The 21,228-nt window shown below is 68.1% G+C and carries 19 protein-coding genes, 1 tRNA gene and 1 pseudogene; 9 read left to right on the top strand and 12 right to left on the bottom strand.

What is annotated here, in order from left to right; all coding sequences use genetic code 11:
- Positions 1 to 255 precede the first annotated feature (255 nt).
- Positions 256 to 1,545, top strand: coding sequence for a Glu/Leu/Phe/Val family dehydrogenase (locus HALNA_RS11225; protein WP_049936465.1), 1,290 nt, complete (start codon positions 256 to 258; stop codon positions 1,543 to 1,545).
- A 321-nt stretch (positions 1,546 to 1,866) separates the two neighbouring features.
- On the opposite strand, the pseudogene HALNA_RS21670 reads toward HALNA_RS11225, so the two are convergent.
- The 4 genes and pseudogenes from HALNA_RS21670 to HALNA_RS11240 form a co-directional block, all read right to left on the bottom strand.
- Positions 1,867 to 2,025 (bottom strand): annotated as a pseudogene (locus HALNA_RS21670) (type II toxin-antitoxin system PemK/MazF family toxin); the annotation flags it as partial.
- A gap of 23 nt (positions 2,026 to 2,048) precedes the next feature.
- Complete coding sequence (locus tag HALNA_RS19405; protein ID WP_157573514.1) at positions 2,049 to 2,492, bottom strand: hypothetical protein; 444 nt, start codon at positions 2,490 to 2,492, stop codon at positions 2,049 to 2,051.
- Between the two features lie 4 nt (positions 2,493 to 2,496).
- A complete protein-coding gene (locus tag HALNA_RS11235; RefSeq protein ID WP_049936467.1) occupies positions 2,497 to 3,015 on the bottom strand; it encodes a DUF7342 family protein in 519 nt (172 codons plus the stop codon).
- Positions 3,016 to 3,401: 386 nt separating this feature from the next.
- Positions 3,402 to 3,476, bottom strand: a tRNA-Arg gene (locus HALNA_RS11240).
- A gap of 89 nt (positions 3,477 to 3,565) precedes the next feature.
- On the opposite strand from HALNA_RS11240, the gene HALNA_RS11245 reads away from it, so the two are divergent.
- From HALNA_RS11245 to HALNA_RS11255, 3 genes are read left to right on the top strand one after another with little or no spacing between them, the layout of a single operon-like run.
- Positions 3,566 to 3,802, top strand: coding sequence for a SelT/SelW/SelH family protein (locus tag HALNA_RS11245; protein ID WP_049936468.1), 237 nt, complete (start codon positions 3,566 to 3,568; stop codon positions 3,800 to 3,802).
- 38 nt (positions 3,803 to 3,840) lie between these two features.
- The gene (locus HALNA_RS11250) at positions 3,841 to 4,803 is read left to right on the top strand and encodes an ABC transporter ATP-binding protein (RefSeq protein WP_049936469.1); all 963 of its coding nucleotides are present in this window, start codon (positions 3,841 to 3,843) and stop codon (positions 4,801 to 4,803) included.
- A complete protein-coding gene (locus HALNA_RS11255; protein ID WP_049936470.1) occupies positions 4,800 to 5,549 on the top strand; it encodes an ABC transporter permease in 750 nt (249 codons plus the stop codon). Before HALNA_RS11250 ends, HALNA_RS11255 begins: the two co-directional genes overlap by 4 nt.
- 26 nt (positions 5,550 to 5,575) lie before the next feature.
- Here HALNA_RS11255 and HALNA_RS11260 read toward each other — a convergent pair whose 3' ends face one another.
- The 4 genes from HALNA_RS11260 to HALNA_RS11275 form a co-directional block, all read right to left on the bottom strand.
- Complete coding sequence (locus HALNA_RS11260; protein WP_049936471.1) at positions 5,576 to 7,093, bottom strand: PH domain-containing protein; 1,518 nt, start codon at positions 7,091 to 7,093, stop codon at positions 5,576 to 5,578.
- A 73-nt stretch (positions 7,094 to 7,166) separates the two neighbouring features.
- Positions 7,167 to 7,628, bottom strand: coding sequence for a PH domain-containing protein (locus HALNA_RS11265; RefSeq protein ID WP_049936472.1), 462 nt, complete (start codon positions 7,626 to 7,628; stop codon positions 7,167 to 7,169).
- Between the two features lie 70 nt (positions 7,629 to 7,698).
- Positions 7,699 to 8,805, bottom strand: a complete 1,107-nt coding sequence (locus HALNA_RS11270) for an aminotransferase class V-fold PLP-dependent enzyme (protein ID WP_049936473.1) — start codon at positions 8,803 to 8,805, stop codon at positions 7,699 to 7,701.
- 104 nt (positions 8,806 to 8,909) lie between these two features.
- A complete protein-coding gene (locus tag HALNA_RS11275; protein WP_049936474.1) occupies positions 8,910 to 9,653 on the bottom strand; it encodes a DUF7260 family protein in 744 nt (247 codons plus the stop codon).
- Between the two features lie 273 nt (positions 9,654 to 9,926).
- On the opposite strand from HALNA_RS11275, the gene HALNA_RS11280 reads away from it, so the two are divergent.
- The 3 genes from HALNA_RS11280 to trxA are packed head-to-tail and all read left to right on the top strand — an operon-like array spanning position 9,927 to position 12,617.
- Positions 9,927 to 10,826, top strand: a complete 900-nt coding sequence (locus HALNA_RS11280) for a DUF4349 domain-containing protein (RefSeq protein WP_049936475.1) — start codon at positions 9,927 to 9,929, stop codon at positions 10,824 to 10,826.
- Between the two features lie 30 nt (positions 10,827 to 10,856).
- The gene (locus HALNA_RS11285; RefSeq protein WP_049936476.1) at positions 10,857 to 12,152 is read left to right on the top strand and encodes an oxidoreductase; all 1,296 of its coding nucleotides are present in this window, start codon (positions 10,857 to 10,859) and stop codon (positions 12,150 to 12,152) included.
- Between the two features lie 54 nt (positions 12,153 to 12,206).
- On the top strand, positions 12,207 to 12,617 hold the full coding sequence (gene trxA, locus HALNA_RS11290; protein ID WP_049936477.1) for a thioredoxin: 411 nt from the start codon (positions 12,207 to 12,209) through the stop codon (positions 12,615 to 12,617).
- A gap of 19 nt (positions 12,618 to 12,636) precedes the next feature.
- On the opposite strand, the gene HALNA_RS11295 is transcribed toward trxA, so the two are convergent.
- Positions 12,637 to 14,571, bottom strand: a complete 1,935-nt coding sequence (locus HALNA_RS11295; RefSeq protein ID WP_049936478.1) for a DEAD/DEAH box helicase — start codon at positions 14,569 to 14,571, stop codon at positions 12,637 to 12,639.
- Between the two features lie 52 nt (positions 14,572 to 14,623).
- Positions 14,624 to 15,949 (bottom strand): NtaA/DmoA family FMN-dependent monooxygenase, encoded by a 1,326-nt coding sequence (locus HALNA_RS11300; RefSeq protein ID WP_049936479.1) that lies wholly within the window; start codon positions 15,947 to 15,949, stop codon positions 14,624 to 14,626.
- Between the two features lie 141 nt (positions 15,950 to 16,090).
- On the opposite strand from HALNA_RS11300, the gene HALNA_RS11305 reads away from it, so the two are divergent.
- Positions 16,091 to 17,698 (top strand): BCCT family transporter, encoded by a 1,608-nt coding sequence (locus tag HALNA_RS11305; protein WP_049936480.1) that lies wholly within the window; start codon positions 16,091 to 16,093, stop codon positions 17,696 to 17,698.
- On the opposite strand, the gene HALNA_RS11310 is transcribed toward HALNA_RS11305, so the two are convergent.
- Together HALNA_RS11310 and ribH are read right to left on the bottom strand one after the other, a co-directional pair.
- Positions 17,695 to 18,846 carry a pyridoxal phosphate-dependent aminotransferase gene (locus HALNA_RS11310; protein ID WP_049936481.1) on the bottom strand — a complete coding sequence of 384 codons (1,152 nt, stop codon included), beginning with the start codon at positions 18,844 to 18,846 and terminating at the stop codon, positions 17,695 to 17,697. The genes HALNA_RS11305 and HALNA_RS11310 overlap by 4 nt on opposite strands.
- Positions 18,843 to 19,247: a 6,7-dimethyl-8-ribityllumazine synthase gene (gene ribH / locus HALNA_RS11315; protein ID WP_049936482.1), complete on the bottom strand. Its 405-nt coding sequence runs from the start codon at positions 19,245 to 19,247 to the stop codon at positions 18,843 to 18,845. The genes HALNA_RS11310 and ribH overlap by 4 nt, the downstream gene beginning before the upstream one ends.
- Positions 19,248 to 19,411: 164 nt before the next feature.
- Between ribH and HALNA_RS11320 the strand changes: the two genes are divergently transcribed.
- A complete protein-coding gene (locus HALNA_RS11320; RefSeq protein WP_049936483.1) occupies positions 19,412 to 21,193 on the top strand; it encodes a flippase activity-associated protein Agl23 in 1,782 nt (593 codons plus the stop codon).
- Positions 21,194 to 21,228: the final 35 nt, after the last annotated feature.

Genomic DNA, 21,228 nt, shown 5'->3' on the forward strand with positions numbered 1-21,228 from the left:
CGTAGCGCCTGTGCATCGTCGTCACACGCTCGGATTCGACCGTCGTCGGTCCGCGACGGAGTACTACTGACGGATCTCTCGGGAACGCGCGCTCTCTCGATGACGGATCGGTCCCTCCCAAAGAACAGATCCGGTCGCACACGACGTGATCGACTGACCTGGCGAAGAAACTGTAATGTATCCTGTTTGAACGCGGTTGCACACTCGCCGGGACTATTTGCCGTCGTTCGGTGAACGAACGATCGGTGACAGTCGATGGATACTGACCTCGGACCCACCGGGACGGAAACGCTCTGTGACGTGTGTACGACCGAACTGGATCGCGTATCGAAAGTCGGACGGCTCGCCGACCGGGAACTGGACCTCCTCCGACAGCCCAAACGTCGTATCAACGTGAACATCCCGATACGGATGGACGACGGGAGCGTGGAGGTGTTCCCCTCCTTCCGGATCCAGTACAACACCGCCCGTGGACCGACGAAAGGTGGGATTCGCTACCACCCGTCGGTGAACGCCGACGAAGTCGACGAACTGGCCTTCCTGATGTCGCTGAAGTGTGCCGTCGCCAACATCCCGTTCGGCGGCGCCAAAGGGGGGATACAGGTCGACCCGTCGCGGCTCTCGAAGGGGGAACTGGAGCGCCTCTCGCGGGGCTACATCAAGGAGTACCACCGGAACATCGGCCCGGAGACGGACGTCCCCGCGCCCGACGTGAACACCGACGGCCGGATCATGGCGTGGATGCGGGACGAATACGAGTCGATCACCGGGCGGCAGGCACCGGGCGTGATCACGGGGAAACCGGTCGAACTCGGCGGGAGCGAGGGCCGCGAATACGCCACCTCGCTCGGTGGGGCGGTGATCCTCGACGAGTTCGTGAACGAGAGGGGGATGACACGGAAGGGAACGACCGTCGCGGTTCAGGGGTTCGGAAACGTCGGCTCCTACCTCGCGGAGTTCCTTTACGAGCGCGGATACGATGTCGTTGCGGTCAGTAACGTCGACGGCGGAATCCACGATTCGAGCGGCATCGACGTGCCGGCGCTGTTCGATGCGTACGAGTCGAGCGACGACCTATTCGAGTTCGGTGCGGCGGAGATTACCAACGCCGACCTGTTGACACTCGACGTCGACGTGCTGATTCCGGCCGCCATCGAGAATCAGATCACCGAGGCCAACGTGGCGGAGGTTCAGGCGGATGCAGTGCTGGAGATGGCCAACGGACCGACGACGTCGCGGGCCGATGAACACCTTACCGAGCGGGGGATTCCGGTCATCCCGGACATTCTCGCCAACGCCGGCGGGGTCACGGCGTCGTACTTCGAGTGGGTGCAGAACACGACGAACGAGTACTGGACCGAAGAGCGGGTGCGTGAGAAGTTGGCGACACAGCTCCGAGAGGCGTTCGCCGACCTTCGGGAGATCAAAACGGCGTCCGGGACGACACGCACCTGGAGAGAAGCGGCCTACACGCGCGCCGTCGAGAGCGTGTTACAGGCGGAGGCGTACCGGGGCAACGTCGCGAGAGAGAACGCCGGGGACTGATCACCGTATGTCAGAGCCGGTCGGCTTAGACCCAGCTTCCTGTGATCGGGTAGGAATCACGTTCAATGGCCCAATGACCGGATCCGTCTGACCGCGGTATAGATGTAGCGAACCACGGGACGAAACCGCCACCTTTCGGGATCGTTCAAAATCAATATGATCCGTGAATCGGTATTCGATAGAGACGGTGCGAATCTGACTACAGAGGGCTACTGATAGGGGTTATCGTAACTGTCTATAGATTCTCGCCGGGACGGTCCGGCGAGAATCTCTGATGACTTCCAATAATCCCTGTGAGTTTTCTCGAAGAAAGCATCCTCAAATGAGGATATCGAAGGGAGATAATTGGTCACCCTTTGAGGTCGTGAACGGAACGGCAATCGCCGTCAGAGCATTCTCGTTTCCCACGTCGTTTCACACGACGAGACAAGAACAAGTTCCCCTCTGCTCCGAGCCTTCCGTTGGGCTGACGCATATCACTCAGCCACTTCTTCGGAGATAGCTCAGTGGTCGCTGAGACGAAGTTCGAGTCGGTCGAGGATTTCCCAGAGCAACGGAACTGGCTGGAGACTGCTGAAGGAGATAGGCTCATACACGTACTCGTCATTAGCCGCCGGACGTTCTTGATAGTGTACCCATCCGTCTACGTGCGGGTTTGGTTCGTGGTGCCACCCACAGTCGAAGCCGGAGCTATCGCTGTAGTGAAAGGCGAACTCTGGATCTGCGTCGGCAGTCTCGCCCGCGTACCAACGAATCGTGAGCGTCCTCTCGTCTGCTTCGCTGGCGAGGATGGCCGAATCAAGCGTCGCAACGACACGGATGAATTGGCCCGGTGGTTCCTCACTCGCATGGTGAACAGCAGGATGCCGCTCAATCGTACGTCCGAGTTCGAGTAGAATCGTATGCGATGCCTGTCCGGGGTCGTCGCCGCCGTCGAACGCGAACATCCGGTCAGGCGGGTGCTGGGGCACTCCCAGTGTAGTCGGAGTAGTGTTCGATAGCGTCCTCGACGAGCCGGAGGCGGTACGCGATGATGTCCCAGTCGTTCGCAATCTGGCGCATCTCTCGCGTTTTCTCAGCAGTGTCGACATGTGCCGCCCGCTCGCGAAGCTCGCTCGGTGAATCCGCGTCGTACTCGGTTTGCCATTCCTCAACCTGTTCTTGCAGGTCGCCACATACTTCGAGAAGGTCGTCGCGGTTGCGATTATCGAGCAAGTCACGGAGTGCCTGCATTCGCGTGTAGAGGGGGTCGGGTTCGTACTGTGTTGCGCTCCCTTCAGAGACGGTCCGGAGAACGTTCATTTCGACGAGCCGCTGGAGGTGGTCACGCGCAGTGTTACCCGCGACGTGAGCTTGCTCCGCAATCCAGTCAGCGGATTTGGCTTCGGAAACGGTAACCGCGACGGAGCGTACGCGGTCGAAGGCACTCTGGTGTTCTTTCCAGCGGTCGACACCCGGCGCTTCAGTCATACGCGGACGTTGGCCCGGAGGTACAATAATTCTAATGATGATGCAAACTATTGAACAGAGACTGGTGTGAAGAGAGTAGACTGACCGCGCGAGCCACGGAACTATTCAACGTCCAACGTGCCAGCACCTGTATCATACTCTACGGTGATTTTGACTCCAGCGAATCGCACGACGGAGGAGACCGGGATGACGTGACATAATGGACTCTACTCCAATATCGGAGGAAGGATTAAATATACCACGTCGCCGTCCGTTGGCTCCTAGGTGTTATGCGGCAGGATGGGCGCTGCAGGATTTTGAACCACGGTCGCTCGCTGCGCTCGCTCCCTGATGTAAATCCCTCGCGGTGCATCTTCCGCTCCTCACATCCGTTCGTCGCAGGAAGATGGGCGCTGCAGGATTTGAACCCGCGACAATCTGGTCCGAAGCCAGACACTCTGTCCAGGCTGAGCTAAGCGCCCCGTCGTCCGTAATCGGACACCGCCCGTTGATAAAGTAACCGATTCCATGGAGGACAGGGTTTACGCCCGAGCCGATACAACGACCGGCTATGACCGACGTAGAAGTCGAATACTGCGTTCCGTGCGGATTCCTCGACCGGGCCGAAACCGTACAGCACGCCCTGCTTACGTCGCTGGGCGAGGAACTCGACTCGGTCGCGCTGGTGACGGGCGAGAAGGGCGTCTTCCGGGTCAGCGTCGACGGGGAGACGATTTACGACAAGGACGAGGACGGCGACTACGACGCCGACGACCTCGTGCGGGCGGTCCGCGACCGAATGAGCTAAAACAGAACCCTTACCTCCGCACCGGCGCCAGATCGGGTATGTCCGAGGCCGAAACAGGGGCCGGAGCGGCACTCGTCGCCGAGGGCGTGTCGAAGCGCTACGGCGACACCGTGGCGCTCGACGGCGTGTCGTTGTCCATCCCCGCGGGCGAGGTGTTCGGGCTCGTCGGACCGAACGGCGCCGGGAAAACGACGCTCGTCCGCGCGCTGACGGGGACGACCCGGTGTGAGGGCTCGATCGGCGTCCTTGGGGCGGCGCCGAACGCCGTCGACGCCCAGCGTGTCGGCCTCCTCCCCCAGTCGTTCAACCCGGCGGACCGTCTCACTGCGCGGGAACTGATCGCCTACTACGCCGGGCTCTACGACGAGGCCCGCCCCGTAGCGGCCGTTCTCGAGGACGTCGGCCTCGCCGACGACGCCGACACGTGGTACGAGAACCTCTCCGGCGGGCAGCGACGCCGGGCCTGTGTTGGCACGGCGCTCGTCAACGACCCCGACGTGCTCTTTTTGGACGAGCCAACGACGGGTATCGATCCGGCGGGTCGACGGGCGCTGTGGGGGCTCGTCGACGACCTGGCGGCGGGTGGCACGACCGTCCTGCTCACCAGTCACTCGATGGCCGAAGTGGAACGGCTGGCGGATCGGGTGGGCCTGCTCCGTGACGGCTCGCTCGTCGCCGTCGGGTCGCCCGCGGAGTTGATCGCGGCCCACGGCGGCGACAGTCGCCTGCTCGTCGACGGCGCGGACGTCGACCCCGCGGCCGTCGCCGCCGCACTGGACGCCGAGGTGGGCGAACGCGACGGCCGGCTGGTCGTCCGGAACGTCTCGCTCGCACAGGTCGGCGAACTCGTCGCCGATTTGGAGGCCGCAGGCGTCGACTTCGACTCGTTTACCTGGGCCGAACCGAGCCTCGAAGACGTCTACCTCCGGCTCACGGGCGAGACGATGGCCGACGTGGACGCCGGCGAGACGGTCGACGCGGAGGTCGAGGCAGGTCGATGAGCCGGCTTCGCCGCATCCACTCGACGTTCCTCGCCGCCCTCCGCGCGTTCGTCCGGCGGAAGACGGCCGTCTTCTTCACGTTCTTCTTTCCGATCCTGATCATCCTGATCTTCGGCGCGCTGGTCCGGACGCAGCCGACCGGCGGCCTGTTCGCGCGGGAGCCGGCGTACTACATTCCGGGCTATCTCGGCGTCGTCGTGGTGTTCACGCCGCTCTCACGGGTCGGAAGCACCATCGCCCGTCACCGCGACGGCAACCGATTCGAAAAGCTGGCGACGACGCCGCTCCGGCGCTGGGAGTGGCTGCTGGCGCACACGCTCGTCAACGTCGCCATCATCGGCCTCGCCGCGCTGATCCTGTTCGTCCTCGTGCTCGGCGTGACGGGTGCGAACGTGGTCGTCGGCCCGCGGCTTCTGGTCCTCGTACCCCTGGTGGCCGCGGGCGTCGCGCTGTTCTGTGGCCTCGGCGCCATCATCGGGCGCGTCGCGAGTTCACAGGACGGCGTCATCGCCGTCAGCAACGCCGTTGCCTTCCCCGTCTGGGTGCTCTCGGAGACGTTCGTTCCGCCGTCGATGCTGCCGACCTGGTTCCGCTCGGTCACCGCGTTCTCGCCGCTAACGTACTTCTCTCGCGGCGTCCGCGCGGCGGCCACCGGCACTGATCCGACAGTCGCCGTCCTCGTCCTCGCGGCCCTGTCACTCGCCGTCTTCGTCGTCGGCGCCCTCGCTGTCCCGCGGACGGAGTGAAACGGTTCCAGCCGAGGGCTCGAGCGTCACAGGTCGGCGTCCTCCACATCGTCCGTATCCGCGTCTACCGCCTCGTCGAGCCACCCACGCCGCGCCGCGAGGGACTCCCGGAGTCGCGTCGCGAGGGTCCCACGGAGGCCGTCGGCGTCCGCATCGGCCACGTCGACGGCGGCGGCGTCGCTCCCGACCAGGGAGAGCGACCCCGCGGTGTCGGCGGTCACGGTCGCCACGTTCCACCGCCGCTGGAAGACCGTCCGCGAGTCGATCACGGTCTGTATCCGGTAGTACGGGACGACCTTGATTCGCCGGCGGAGGAACCCGTTGCGGGTGACGAGATGGTGGTCGCCGAGCCAGTAGCCGCGGTGGCGCCACTTGAGGTGAGCCGCGACGGGCGCGAGGAGTGCGAGCGGTACCGGCGAGTAGGGTGGCCACGGGAGGGCGTTCGCCGTGACAGCGTCGACGCCGTAGAGAAGGGCAGTGAGCGCGCCGAGGACGAGGAGATACCGGACGGCGTACCGCCGGCGTACGCGTTTTGGCGGCCGCCGGAACGCCGGCGTCCCGAACGACTCGATGCGATTGGCGAGGGCGAACACCCGGTCGCGACTGGCGAGGGGCACGGCCGCCTCGGAGCCGCTCTCGCCGCTGCCGGGCGCGTAGCCCGCCGTCTCGATCCTGAGCGACGCGTAACCGAAGTAGCGTTTCAGCGGGTCGTCGACGACGGTCAGGGTCTGCACCTTATCGAGCGGAATGGACCCGTCGTACCGGCGTAACAGGCCGCGTTCGTACTGGAGTTCGTCCTCGACCTGCGTCAGCCGGAAGTCGTAGTAGTTGAGGACGGCCGCGGCGGCGCCGGCCAGCCACGCAACGAGGAGGACGGCGAGGGCGACGCCCACGAGGCCGAGAGCGAGGACGATCACGCTCCCCTCCAGAGGGATGACCGACGACACCGCGGGGAGACTCCCCGAAACGAGGACGAAAAGGAGGCCCGGAATCCGAACGTCGAACGAGAGCGCGCCGACGAGGGCGAGTTCGCGCGACGAGAGGCCGAACAGTTCCTCGGTTGCGGGTGGGTCGCGCCCGTCGTCGCCCGCCTCGTCGCCGCCGCGTTTCAGCCGCCCGATTTCGCGCTGGAGGCGTTTGGCCTCCTCGAAGTCGACGAAGCGAAGCGAGGCCTCCGTCTCGCTCCCGCCGGCCGTCTCGAAGTCGACGGCCGCGATACTCAGAAACCGCTGGACGACGTTCCGGCTGATGTCGACGTTCTGTACCCGCCGGATGGGGATTTCGCGGTTGCGCCGCGAGACGACGCCCGAGCGGATGTCGAGGGTGTCGGCGCCGAGGTCGTACTCGAAGCGGCGGTAGTAGGTCACCTCGTAGGCGATCAGCGCGAGGAACACGAGGCCGACGAGAGCGATGCCGACGAGTCCCCCCGCCGGACCGAACACCCTCGACGCGCCCGAGGAGAGGATCAGCGCGGTGAAGACGATGCTCCCGCCGCGCTCGAGGATCCGGTAGGGGACCGAAATCGGGGAGAGCGTCCGACTCATGGGGACTGTCGGGCCTGTGTCTCCGTGGGTCGTCGGAACGGCTCGATGGTCCGCCAGCGCACGCCACGCCCCGTCATACGGCGTCCTCGCCTTCGGCGCGGATGGCGAGTCGCTTCAGCCGTTCCCGCAGGTCGTCGGCGCCGTCGGGCGTCAGGCCCGGAACCGACACGTCGGCGCCGCGGGAGCCGGCCGTGTAGACGACGGTGCTTGCGAGGCCGATCAGCCGCTCCAGTGGCCCGCGCGAGGAGTCGACGTGCTGGATGCGGACGAACGGGACGACGGTTCGAACCCGCGTGAAGACGCCGCGTTCGAGATAGAGGGCGTCCTCCCTGATCTCGTAGCGCCAGACGCGATACCGCAGGAGCGCGAGTCCGACGCCGCCGCCGAAGGCGACGAGGAACACGGCAGGCGGAATCCACACTGGCAGGGGGACGGCGAGACGGCTCACGGAGAACGCGACGAGGCCGAGCACGGCGGCCGTGATCGTGGCCTTCCCCGCCCAGACGACGCGAATCCGTGGATGGAGCCGGTTCATCGCCACCCACCACCGCGGCGGTCGAACATGCCCACGGCTTCCGGTCGGCGAGGCAAATAGGTGCCGGAGGCTACAGCGCGTCGAGCAACGCGTCGACGTCGCCGGCGGTGTTGAAGACGTGCACCGACGCCCGAACCGCGTCGGGATAGGGGAGCGACCGGATGTGGATGCCCTCGTCGGCGAGCCGATCGACCAGGCGCTCGGGGTCGTCGGCCGTGAACGTCACGAGCCCCGACTCGTACTCGCGGGGGCTCAGAAGACGGTCGCCCAATCCGTCCTTGAGGCGGTCGGTCAGGCGCTCGATCCGCCCGGTGATCGTCCCGTAGCCGAGGGCGTCGACGGTGTCGATAGCGGCGATCAGACCCCGGTAGGGCGCCGGCGAGGTGGTTCCCACCTCCAGGCGGGGGGCGCCGGGCGCGAGTTCCAGATCGGCGGCGCCGGTGTCCGCGACGCTCCGATACCCCACGACACCCGGGGTCAGCCCGTCGGCCACCTCGCGGTCGACGTAGCAGAAGCCGGCCCCCCACGGCCCCAGCAGCCATTTGTGGCCCGCGGCGGCGACGAAGTCAGCGCCCCACTCGCTCACGTTGACGGGCACCTGTCCCGGCGACTGGACCGCGTCGACGAGGACGCGCGTGTCGTGGTCGTGGGCGATGTCGACGATCTCCGAGATGGGGAGCTGTGTCCCGTAGTTCCACGTGATCGAGTTGCAACAGAGCAGGCGGGCGTCGGGATCGGAGACGGCGTCCGTGAGGGCATCGCGGTCGATCCGCCCGGCCTCGGTCTCCAGCACCTCCACCTCGACGCCCCGATCCCGGAGGTTCCACCACGGAATCACGCCGGCGGAGTGTTCGAGGTCGGTCCGCACGACGGTATCGCCCGGTTCCCAGTCGATCGCGGCGGCGACGCGGGCGATGCTGTCGGCCGTGCTCTCGGTCAGCGCGATCTCGAGGGGGCCGGCGCCGAGGAAGTCGGCGACAGCCGCCCGCGTCTCGTCGAACGTCTCGAAGGCGGCGGGGTAGGCCCCCTCCTCGATCGGAGCGGCGTACTCGTGGTGTTCGAGGAAGTCGGTCGTCGCCTCGACGACGTGCCGGGGAGCCGGTCCGGACGCGCCGGTGTTGAAGTAGACGGCGCGATCACACACCGGGATCGACGCACGGAGGTCTTCGGGGTCCATACGATACCGTGTGGCTGGCGGTCACCTGATACTGTCGACTGCAGCCGTTTCGAGATGGTCGCCGCCTCGCGGTGGCGCCTCGAGTGCCTCGCAGCCGACGGTTCCTATGGTGTCGTGGCGAGGCCGCGTTCGACCCGTCGCCGGGTACGCTCCAGCCGGCTACCGAGGTCCGCCAGCGAGGCGAGGACGGGGTAGGACGCCGACAGGTCGTGATAGAGGTACTCACAGAGGTCGGTCGGGACGCCGGGGAGGTCGTTTCGGTGACTCCGGAGCGTCTCCTGGCGTCGGAGGCCGACACCGTCGATGCGCGCTTCGAGATCCCGGGTCGCCGTCCACAGGTCGTGCAGCTCGTCGAAGCTCCGGGTGGACAGCGGACGGTCGTCGAGGGTGTCGAGGTCGGTCGAAAGCGCCTCGATGTCGTCGGCCGCCGTCGCGAGCGAGTCGGCCTCGCGATCCAACACGTCGAGAAACTCCTCGCGTTCTCGCTGGGCCGCGTCCGTCGCCGCCCTGACCGCGTCGCGCAACTCCGGCGTCAGCGCCGTCCCGCCGATGATCGCGGCCGCGAGGTCGTCGCCGAACTCGGCGGCGAGGCTCTCGGCGACCGTGTCGCCGTACTCCGCCTCGTAGTGTGGGGTCGCCATCACCGTCTCCGCGTACGCCGTGCGGAGGCGTGACAGCGACTGCCCCGACGGCCGCGGGTCCGCGACGAGTGGCGGCCCCGTCGAGACGGTCACGGTCGAAAGCCCGGCGACCCGTCCGTCGAACGCCGTCAGCGCGCTGCGTTCGTCCCGAAGCGTCGCCCGCTCGTCCGCGACGGCGTCGAGCGCCGCGTCGATCCGGGCCGTCATCCGGCGACACTACTCGTTCGTGGCCGCCGCGCGCCGGTCGATGGCCCGGCGGCGACAGCGTCGTCGGCCCACCCTCTCGGGCACGACTCACCGGCCGCATGCTCGTGTCTCATAGTACGCGACACTGGTTGTGTCAAGATAAAAATAACGTATATACTGTATAGACTGCCGTGAGCGGTCCATTGAGGAACGTTCCCGTGGGTATCCGTGGTCTCTCAAACGGCTGTTTGTGCCTTGGGAGGGGTTTTGGGCCGTCGTGGCGTATCGCGATCCATGAACCGACGACGACCGATCGGCGTGGTGCTCGTAGCGCTGGTACTGCTCGCCGGCTGTGGCGGTTCGGCCGGCGGTGCAGCGGGCGGCGGTGGTGACTCGGCAGCCCTCGCGGAGACGAACGTCGAGGCCGAACGAGCCGCGGACGCCGGCGGTGGCGACGGCGGCGACGCCGCTCGGACGGACGGCACGGCCGCGGCCGAGCGGTCGATCATCCGCACCGGCGAGGTCCGGTTGCGCGTCGAGGATTACGAGCGGGCGCGGACGAACCTGACCGCGGCCGTCGAGGCCCGCGGGGGCTACGTCAGCGACTCGACGAAGCAGGTCAATGACCGCGGCGAGGCGTCGTGGACCACCGGTCGACTCGTCCTCCGGGTGCCCGCCGAGAACTTCTCCGGTACGATGACCGCCGTCGAGAGCGAGGGCCGAGTGCTCGAATCGAGCACGTCGACCCAGGACGTGACCGATCAGGTGGTCGACCTGCAGGCCCGACTGGACAACCTCCGCGCCGAACGCGACCGACTCCGCGAACTGTACCAACGCGCCAACGACACCGAGGACGTCCTCGCCGTCGAGCGTCGCCTCTCCGAGGTGCAAACCGAGATAGAGCGAACCGAAGCGCGTCTCCAGAACCTCCAGCGCCGGGTCGCCTACTCCACGATCACTGTCGAGATGACCGAACCTCGGCCCGACCGCCCGGCGCCCGACCAGTGGTACGACACGCCCGTCCTCGCCGCCTTCCTCGACTCGGTCCACGGCGTCGGCGTCGTCCTCCGGGCGGCAGTCGTCGGCTTCGCCTACGCCGCCCCCTACCTACTCGTCTTCCTCGCGCCCTTTGCCGTCGTGGGTGCGCTCGTCTATCGCTTCCGTCGCCGCATCCTCGGCGGCGACGGGGAGTAGCGTTTTGCGCCGAGCGTCCCTAGCCCCGCTATGGCCCGGCTCTCCGCCCCGCTCGATATCGGGTCCGTCACCGTTCCGAACCGGCTCTACCGCGCCCCGCTGCTGGAGTGTGCCGGCAACGGCGACGACGCCGTCGACCGCCTGATCGACCACCTCGAACCCGCCGCGGCCGCCGGTGCCGGCCTCGTGTGTCAGGGCGCGACCATCGTGCGCGGCGAGGGCGGCTGTGCCGCCCCCGGCATGACCCGCGTCCACGACCCCGACTTCGTGTCCCGCCTCGCCCGCCTGACCGACCGCCTCCACGGCCACGGCGCGACCGTCGCCATCCAACTCGAACACGGCGGCCTGCGGAGCATGGAGACGTGGCACGCCGGCTACCGGCAGGAACATCCGAACCTCGGGCAACTCGCCGTCTCGCGCCCGCCGGCCCTCCTACGCGCCCTCGATGCCTTCGGCTTCCTCGACTACGACGCCCACGTCCTCACGACCGACGAGGTGTACGACCTGGCCGACGACTTCGGGCGCGCCGCGGGCCACGCCGCCGACGCCGGCTACGATCTGATCCACCTCGCCGGCGCCAACATGGGTATCGTCCACCAGTTTCTCTCCCCCTTCTACAACCGCCGCGACGACGAGTTCGGCGACAGCGTCCGCTTTCTGGAAGTCGTCCACGACGCCGTCCGCAACCACGCGGGCGACGTGCCACTCATGACGAAGGTGCCCGCGGAGACGGCGGCACCGGCCGTGATCCGACGCCGCCTGTCGAGCGAGGACGCCGTCGGGATCTGTCGCCGACTCGACCGGATCGGCTACGACGCCCTCGTCCCCGTCTCCGGCTCCGTCTTCTGGGATATGAGCATCGTCCGTGGGCGGTTCCCGGCGCGGGCGTGGCGCGACGACGGCTTCCGCGAGGGGTACGCCGAGGCGTTCGGCGGACCGCTTCGAGCCCGCCTCGTCGCCCTCGCCAACCGGGTGCAGGCCCGCTGGTACGACTTCGACCCCGCGTGGAACGCCGACCTCTGCCGGACGGTCCGGTCGGTGGTGGACGTGCCCGTGCTCTGTGAAGGCGGCATCCGCGACCGCCCGCGCATCGACCGTCTCCTCGGCGACGCCTGCGACATGGTGGGGATGGCCCGCCCCTTCTACGCCGAACCCGAACTCCCCGCACGCCTGCTCGCCGACGACGCGGCGAGTGCCGTCTGTGCCTCCTGTAATAACTGCGCGGTGCCGCAGGTGACGGGCGCGCCCGGCGTCTGCCGGACGCCCGCCGTCCTCGACGAGGCGGGCCGCCTCCGGAAGCAGGGTGCGTACGACCGGGACCGATAGTATTGCCCTAATCCCACAAAACTGTTAAGGCAGTTCGGCGACGACTGTGTGGTGATGAACGACACCGACGACATCGAACGGATTCGCGCGGAGAAACGCGAGCGGCTCGAACGCGAACGCGACGGGGCCGACAGCGCGGCTGCGGCGCCCGACGAACCCATCCACGTCGACGGGCCGGACCACCTCGCCGACCTAGCGGCGACGTACGACGCCGTGCTCGTCGACTTCTACGCCGACTGGTGTGGGCCGTGTCAGATGCTCGAACCCATCGTCGAGTCGCTGGCGGCGTCGACGCCGGCAGCCGTCGCCAAAGTCGACATCGACGCGAACCAGGAACTCGCCTCGCAGTACGGCGTCCGCGGCGTGCCCACGCTGCTTCTCTTCGCCGACGGTGACGCCGTCGAGCGCGTGGTCGGCGTCCAGAGCGAGGAACAGCTCTCGGACCTGATCGACGGATACGTCTAAGCCCGTTTCGAACGCGCCGCTACAGCCGCGCCCGTCGCGCCCGGAACGGCACCGCGGCGCCGGCGTCGACGACTCCCGCGATGGCGTCGGCGGCGCCGAGCAACCATTCGGCGCGTTCGATCCGTGACTCCAAGTCGCCCGGTCCGATACGGAAGCGCTCGACTAACTCCTCGGCGCTCGCCCCCTCGGTCCACTCGTGGAGGACGCGTGCCGTCTTCACCGCCGTCAGCCACCCCTCGAAGTCGTCCGTCTCGCCCATGCGGGTCGTGAACTCGTCGGCGTGGTCTTGTGCGAACTGATACATATCGGCGCGCTCGCGGTTGCCGAGATACGTATCCTGCATGTCCGGCGTGTCACAGATTATCTCCAGCGCCGTGAGCCCCGTCGCCTCCACGTCCGCCGCCGTTCGCAGGCCGTCGACGATCCGGGCGCCCGTCTCAGGCGTGACGTACTGCCGCGACACCTGGGCACCGAGGTCGGTCGCGGCCAGTCCGTCGTTGTCGACGATCATCCCCATCGCGACGAGATCCGCGACGGCAGTGTCGACGACGCCACCGAGGTCGCTCGTGGGCGTCCCGTGGGCGAAAAACGTCGCATCGAGCACGTCGAGGACGCCCTCACGCGACGCCGCGAAGTCCGAGGCGACGACCGAGAGGACGTGGGTCCGGAGCGCGTTCGGATCGGCGAGCTGGGACTCCACCCGCTCCGGTTCGGCGTCGACGTACCGCTCCCACAGCTCCTCGCGTGTCGTTTCGTCGCCGACGAGGATGGCTTCACCGTACGGGTCGAGGCCCGGGCGCCCCGCCCGCCCGCACATCTGGTGGACTTCGAGCGTCGGCAACCACTCGGTTCCCGACCCCGTGTATCGCTTCTGGTCACGGACGACGACCCGGCGCGCGGGGACGTTGACGCCGGCGGCGAGTGTCGGCGTCGCGCAGATGGCGCGCAGACGGCGGTCCCGGAAGGCGCGCTCGACCGCGATCCGGTGGGCGCTCCGCAGGCCCGCGTGGTGGAACGCGACGCCACCTTCGATGCAGTCCGCGAGGCGCCGCCCCGTCTCCGTGTCGTCGAGGTCACGAATCTCGTCGGCCACGTCCGGCGCGGCGCCGACCCCCGACAGGCGTTCCGCCAGCGTCTCCGCCTCGCGGCGCGACCGGACGAACGCCAGCGCCTGTCCCCCCTCGTCGACCACCTCGGCGACGAGGGCGTCCGTCGCGTCCGTGGCGTCGTCGGGATCACCCGGAATCGGCAGCCTGCGCTCCGTCCCGTCGTCGCCGGCTTCGCCGGCTGCCCGAGGCGTCTTCGACGCCTCGCTGTCGAACGTCACGTCGTCCGCGGCGTAGACGCCGGTCCGGAGATCGACCGGCCGCCACGTCGACTGCACCAGTCCCGCGTCGAGCCAGTCGGCGAGTTCGTCGGGGTTGGCGACCGTCGCCGACAGCGCGACGATCTGGACCCCCGGCGCCCGGCGCCCGAGGGTGGCCAGGGTGACTTCGAGGGTCGGCCCTCGCCCCTCGCTCCCGACGAGGTGCACCTCGTCGACGGCGACACAGGACAGGTCGGTGATCCAGTCGGCGCCGTTGCGGATGGCCGAGTCGACCTTCTCGCTCGTCGCGACGACGATGTCGTTGTTCGCCAGTTCGGCGGCACTGGAGTCGAAGTCGCCGGTCGAGATGCCGACGCTCACGCCGGGCAGATCCGAAAAGGTCTCGTATTTTTCGCGGGCGAGCGCCCGGAGCGGGACGATGTAGAGGCCCGGTCCGTCGGCGGTCAGCATCGCGAGCGTCGCGACGAACGTCTTGCCGCTGGCGGTGGGAACGGCGGCGACGAGGCGGCGCCCCTCGCAGACGCCGGCCTCGACGGCCGCGGCCTGTGGCGGGTAGAGCTCCGTGATCCCTTGGGACTCGAAGTGGTCGATAACGGCGGTCGACAGCGGGAGGTCCCGGACGCGCATCGGGTAGTCGTGGGGCGTCTTGATACTTGACCCCTCGGCCGACCCGGCGGCGTCAGGAGTCGTGGCGCGGCGGCAGTTCGCCGGTTCCCAACAGTCGCTCACGGAGCGTGCCGTCGCCCGCTGGCGGGTCGGGGAGAAGCCCACGTTCCCGAAGCTCCGGAACGAGGTGGGTCGCCACGTCCTCGAACGTCCGCGGGACGAGCGGCGCCATGACGACGAACCCGTCGGCGCCTGCCGCACCCCACCGTTCGAGTTCGTCGGCCACGGAGTCGGGCGTCCCGACGAGTTCCGCGGTCGGATACCGAGCGTACCGGATTGCGGCGTCTCGGACCGTCCACTCCCGGTCGTCCGCGAGGAACGTCGACAGGACGCCTCGAATACCCTCTACGCCGACCTCGCGGAGCGGCGCGTCGAGATCGTATTGCGCGTAGTCGTGGTTTAGATGATTCGACAGCCGAACCAGTCCGGTCTCCGGTTCGATCAGGTCGAGCACCCGGTCGTGGAGCGCCCGGGCCTCGTCGTCCGTCGGAGCCACGTACGGCGTGATCGCCGGATACAGGTTGTACGACGACGGCGACCGGTCGACCGTCGCCGCCCGTTCCGCCACGTCGTCGGCGTAGTCCTCGAACCCATCGAGCGAGAGGTGAAACGAAAAGAGCGCCTCGGCGTGGCGGACGCCGAACGTCCGGCCCCGGTCCGACTGGCCGGCCTGAAAGAGTACGGGTGTCCGCTGCGGCGTCGGCGCGCACAGGTGCGGGCCGGGTACGTCGACGTACTCCCCCTCGTAGTCGACGAAGGAGACACGGTCCGGGTCGGCGTACACGCCCGCCTCCGCGTCCTCGCGGACTGCGTCGTCGGCCCAGCTATCCTCCCAGAGCCGCCGACACGCCGCCACGTGTTCCGCGGCGCGGTCGTACCGCTCGTCGTGGGGGACGTACTCCCCGACCACGTTTGCGAACTCCAGCGACCCCGAGGAGGTCACCACGTTCCAACCCAGGCGACCGTCCGAGAGGTCGTCGATGGTCGAGAACTTCTTCGCCAGCAGATACGGCGGGTAAAACGACGTGGACGCGGTCACGACGAGCCCTAACCGTTCTGTCGTCGCCGCGAGCGCCGAGAGCAACGGGAGCGGGTCGTTCTCCGGCACCTGCTCGCCCCGGCGGACCGTCGGCTCGACGCTCCCCTGGTAGCGGTCGGCGACGTTGTACGCGTCGGCGAAAAACAGGGCGTCGAACCCCCCGCGTTCGAGCGTCGACGCGAGCCCCGTCCAGAAGTCGAGATGGCGGTAGCCGGCGGACTGCTCGTGATCCGACGCGCGCCACGCGTCCTCGACCGTCGGGGAGTGACTGCAGTTCGTGTACGCGATCAGATCGAACATTGACGTTACGTCTCCGGTTCAGTCTGAGAGGTGTATAGTCGTTTCGACGAAGCGTATCGAAAAAAATTTGTCTTCGAAAAAGGATATCGGAAAGAATTATTAACTTACGGTCCCGGACGGTAGAACACCCTCGGTTGATTCATGTCCCGGCGCGACGCGTGGCTCGGCCTCGACGACGCATCGACCCCCGAACGTGTGTTGTTCGCCGCGACGGCGGTTTTCGCCGTGGCTCTCTCCGTCGCCGGCATCCGGTATCCCGACGCTGTCGGACGGACGCTCGCCGCGACGTTCTCCTTCGTGCTCGAACGCTTCGGCTGGTGGTTCATCCTCCTCAGCTTCGTCCTGAGCGTCGGCGTGACCGCCTTCTGTCTCTCCCGACACGGCCACCGACGCATCGGTGGACCGGACGCGGACCTCGAATTCGGCCTGGCCGGTTGGCTCGCGATGGTGTTCACCGTCGGCTACTCCATCTCCGTCCTGTTTTGGGGAGTCGCCGAACCCGTCCTCGTCGCGTCGAACCCGCCGTCCCCGTCGCCGGTCGCCGGCGTCCCGACCGAGTCGCTCGCGCTCGCGTTCATGTTCCTGCACGACATCCTGCCGGGGCTGGTCGCGTGGTATCTCCCCTTCGCCGTCGCCTTCGGCCTGATCGTCCGTCGCGAGGGGTCTTGGCGCGTGAGCGACGTGCTCGCGCCCCTGATGGATCGTTCCCGGTACGCCGCGGTGTACTGGCTGGTCGACTTCGTCTCCCTGCTGGCCATCGTCGGCGGCCTCGCCACTTCCCTGGGCTTCATCGGACGACAGCTCTCCGCCATCGTCGGCGTGATCTACGGCGTCGAGTCGCGGGCAGTCACGCTCGGGCTGTTCGCCGTCGTCGCCGTCGTCTTCGTCGCCGACGTGTGGGTCGGTCTCCGTCGCGGCATCCGGAACGCAGCGCTTGTCGCCGTCGTCGCCAACCTCCTCCTGACCGTCGCCCTCCTGATCGTCGGGCCGACGCTCTTTATCATCGAACTCGGGCTGGACGCGATGGGCGTCTGGCTCGGCAACCTCCCCCGTTTGATGCTGTACACCGACCCGGTGTCGGCGGGCAACTTCCCCCAGCAGTGGACGAGTTTCTGGTGGGCGTGGTGGGCCGCGTGGGGCGTCTTCGTCGGAAGCTTCGTCGCTCGCGTCTCGAGGGGCCGGACCGTCCGCGAGGTGTTCGTCGGCCTCTGTGTCGCCCCCGTCTCCGTCCTCCTCTTCCAACACAGCGTCCTCGGCGGGTTGGCGCTCGCACCCGGGCACCGGGGCGCCATCGAAGCGGCCTTGGAGAGCGGCGGTAACGCGGCCGCGTTGGCCGCCGCCATCGAGACGGTTCCCTACACGGACGCTATCGCCGCCCTCGCGGCCGTCGCGCTGGTCGGCTACATCGTCACGTCGCTGGACTCGGCGGTGTACATGCTCTCCGCCATCAACCTCGGCGAGCGCGAGCCGAACGCACGCAACCGCGCGGCGTGGGGACTGCTCATGGTCGGTGTCGGCGTGATGACGACGTTCGTCGGCGGCGGAACGCGGGTTCTCGAATCCTTCTCGACGACGTTCGCGCTCCCCTTTACGTTCCTCTATCTGGTGGCACTCGGCGCGTTGTTCGTCCACGTCCGCGGGTCAGACGGGGCGGTCGCGCGGGAACGATCGCCGGCTCCTGAGCCCGATTCCGATCCGAATCCGGATTCGGATCCCGACTCCGGACCGACGGCCGCACCCGACGATTAGAGGTAGCCGTGCTCGGCCAGCCGCTCGACGCCCTCCTGCAGTCGCTCCTGACTCGCCGCGTAGGAGATGCGGGCGTAGCCGGGCGTCCCGAACGCGCTCCCGGGAACCGTCGCGACGTGGGCCTCCTCGATGGCGCCCTCGCACCACGCCTGGTCGTCCGAATCGACGGGGAGCATCATGTAGAACGCACCGTCACCGACGGAGACGTCGACGCCGTGGTCAGCCAGCAGGTCCGCGAGCATGTCCCGACGCTCGCGGAACGCCTCGCGCATCTCGACGACCGACTCCTCGGTGTTTCGCAGGGCCTCGACGCCCGCGTGCTGGACGAAGTTGACCGCACAGGAGACGGAGTGAGACTGGATCTTACCCGCCTGCGAGACGAAGTCCTCGGGCGCGGCGAAGTAGCCCAGCCGCCAGCCGGTCATCGCGTAGGCCTTCGAGAAGCCGTTGACCGTGAGGGTGCGGTCGCCCATCCCCTCCAAACTGCCGAGACTCGTCTGCTCGACCCCGTACGTGATCTCGTCGTACATCTCGTCGGAGACGACGGTGATGTCGTGTTCGACGGCGAGGTCACGGACGCCCTCGAGCGCCGCGTCGGAGTAGACGGCGCCCGTCGGGTTCGACGGCGAGTTGACGACGAGGAGTTCGGTGTCGTCGGAGACGGTGTCGGCCAGGTCGTCGAGCGCGGGTTCGAGCTGGAAGCCGTAGGGCGAGAGGTCGACGCGCGCGAGGTCGGCACCGGCCATCCTCGCCTGCGCCTCGTAGGAGACCCACGCCGGGTCGAGCAGCGCGACTTCGTCGCCCTCGTCGATCAGGGTGTGGAAGATTTCGTAGAGCGCCTGCTTGCCGCCGGGGGTGACGATCACGTTGCCCGCGTCGCAGTCGATGCCGTCCGCGCGAAGTTTCTCCGCGATGGCCTCGCGGAGTTCGGGGACGCCGTTCGAGGAGGTGTAGCTCGTGTGCCCGGCGTCGAGGGCGTCCGTGGCCGCCCGCTTGATGTTCTCCGGCGTGTCGAAGTCGGGTTCGCCGACCGAGAGGTCGACGACGTCGATGCCGTCCGCCTCGAGTTCGTTGGCGAGGTTGCTGATCGCGAGGGTCGCACTCGGCTCGACGCGCCCGACACGCGCCGCGAAGTCGAAGTCCGTCATGGTAACGTGCGTACCATCTCGACCGCCGCGTTTACCGCTTCCGCTCCTTTCTCGACGCGCTCCCGGGCTTCGGCCCCGCTCATTCCCGGCCCGCTGACGCCGAAGGTGACCGGCGTGTCGCGGTCGAGACTCACCCGCGTCAGCGCCGCCGCCGTCGCGTCCGCGATGACGCGGTCGTGGTCCGTGTCGCCGGTAACGATAGCGCCAAGCACCGCCACCGCGTCGATGTCGTCCCGGCGGGCGAGCCGATCCGCGGCGAGTGGCGAGTCGTACGCCCCGGGCACTTCGACTAGCTCCGCCACCTCGGCGTCGGCATCGGCCGCCGCCGACCGAGCCGCCGCCGCCATCGGCTCGGTGACCGACGCGTTGAACTGCGCCACCACCAGCCCCAGTGTAACCATATCCGGCGCGTCGGCGCGGCACGAGAAAGGCCTTACTGTCCCTGGGGCGCGTCGGCCGGCCCCGTCGGCGGATGCCGTCCGGACCGTCGCCACGGGACGGCCGCAGCGACGCCCCGCCCCCGAAAGGGAAAGAGTTGTTACCGCCGAGGCGACAGACGGTATCGATGCGTTTCGACGATCGCCGCCGCGCCCTCCGGGCGGTCCTCGCGATCACAGCCCTCGCCCTCGCCGTCCGCCTCGTCGGCCTCGGCACCCGAATCTTCCACTGGGACGAAGGCCGCGTCGGCTACTGGATCCTCCGCTATCACGAGTCCGGGCAGTTCGCGTATCGACCCATCGTCCACGGCCCTTTCCTCTTCGTCGTCAACGACTGGGTGTTCTCCGTGCCCGTCCTCGGCGCCACCGACTTCAGCGCCCGCCTCATCGTCGCCCTCGTCGGCGGCCTGCTCCCCCTCTCGGCGTGGCTACTCCGTGACCGCCTGCGCGACGTGGAAGTGGTCGCGCTGGCCGTCGTCCTCGCGGTCAACCCCCTGCTCGTCTACTACTCGCGGTTCATGCGCAACGACGTCCTCGTCGGCGCCTTCGCCTTCGTCTCCCTCGCGTTTTTGATCCGGGCACTCGACCGGGGCGACGCCCGCCTCGTCTACCCCGCCGCCGCCGCGATGGGCCTCGCCTTCACCACCAAGGAAAACGCCGTCGTCTACGTGCTCTGCTATCTCGGCGCTGGGGCGCTCCTGGTCGATCACCGCCTCTTTCGTGCCGCCCGCTCGGATCGGTCGGTCGTCCGCCTCGTTCTCGACGACTGGCGGACGGCGGTCGTCGACCGACTGACGCGCTGGGGCGGCTCGGTCCCCCACGGAATCGGGCTCGGCGCCGCCCACACCCTCGGCGCTGTCGCCGTCTTCCTCGTCGTCGTCACGTTCTTTTACGCGCCCCGACCCGAACTCTGGGCGGCGCTCTCGACGCCGAGCCGCCTCCCCGGCGTCGTCGAGACGGCGACGGTCGGGTCGTGGAAGTCGTTCTACAGCCTCTGGGTCGCCGGCAGCCACCAGAACCACGACTACCTCCCCTTCCTGTATGACTACCTCGAAACCCTCCTCTTCGGCGCGCCCTTCGTCCTCCTCTTTGCCCTGGTCGGCTTCGTCGCCGACGGCTACGGCGAGGACGGCTACCGCGACATCGTCGCCTTCGCTGCCTACTGGGGCGCGGTGAGCGTTCTCGGCTACCCCGTCGCGACGGACATCCGGGCGCCGTGGGCCGCCGTCCACGCCGTGATTCCGCTCGCCGTGCCCGCTGCCGTCGGTGTCGCCGCCGCCACAACGCGGGTGCGGGAGGCACTCGACCGCTCGGCCGCCGACGACGCGGACGGCTCGGACGGCCCCCTCGCCGGGTGGACCCGCCCGGCCATCCTCGCCGCCCTCGTGCTCTCCGGCGCGGCGGTGGGCGTCGTCGGCGCCAACGCCACCTACGCCAACAGCGCGTCCGACGACGAAGCCGGCGAGGTGATCCAGTGGGCCCAGCCCGAAAACGACCTCAAGGACACGCTCGAACTCGTCCGCGGCGTCGCCCGCGTCACCGAGGGCACCGACGTGCTGTTCGTCGGCACGCACTCGCCGGGGAACCCGAGCGACGTGCGGTTTTACGTCGCGAACGAGTCGACGCTCCGGCAACCCCGTCCTGGCGGCCCGTCCTGGCACACCCGCCTCCCGCTCCCGTGGTATCTCGAACGCTACGGCGCGAGCGTGACGAGCACCGCCCCCGACGCGGCGCTCCCGGCCGATCCGCCGCCAGTCGTCATCGCCGCGGGCTGGGACGAGGACCGCGTGGCCCGGCAGGTGTCGGGCTACGAACGCCACCGCCACGACTTCCGGCTCTGGAGCGACGAAATCGTCGTGTTCGTCGACCAGTCGGCGCTGGAGCGGGCGCGCGAGCGGGACGAAGTCTGAGCGGTCGCGGCACGATCCGGTCCCAGTCGATAGTA

Origin of the sequence: Haloplanus natans DSM 17983 (assembly GCF_000427685.1) — an archaeon.
GTDB classification, from domain to species: domain Archaea; phylum Halobacteriota; class Halobacteria; order Halobacteriales; family Haloferacaceae; genus Haloplanus; species Haloplanus natans.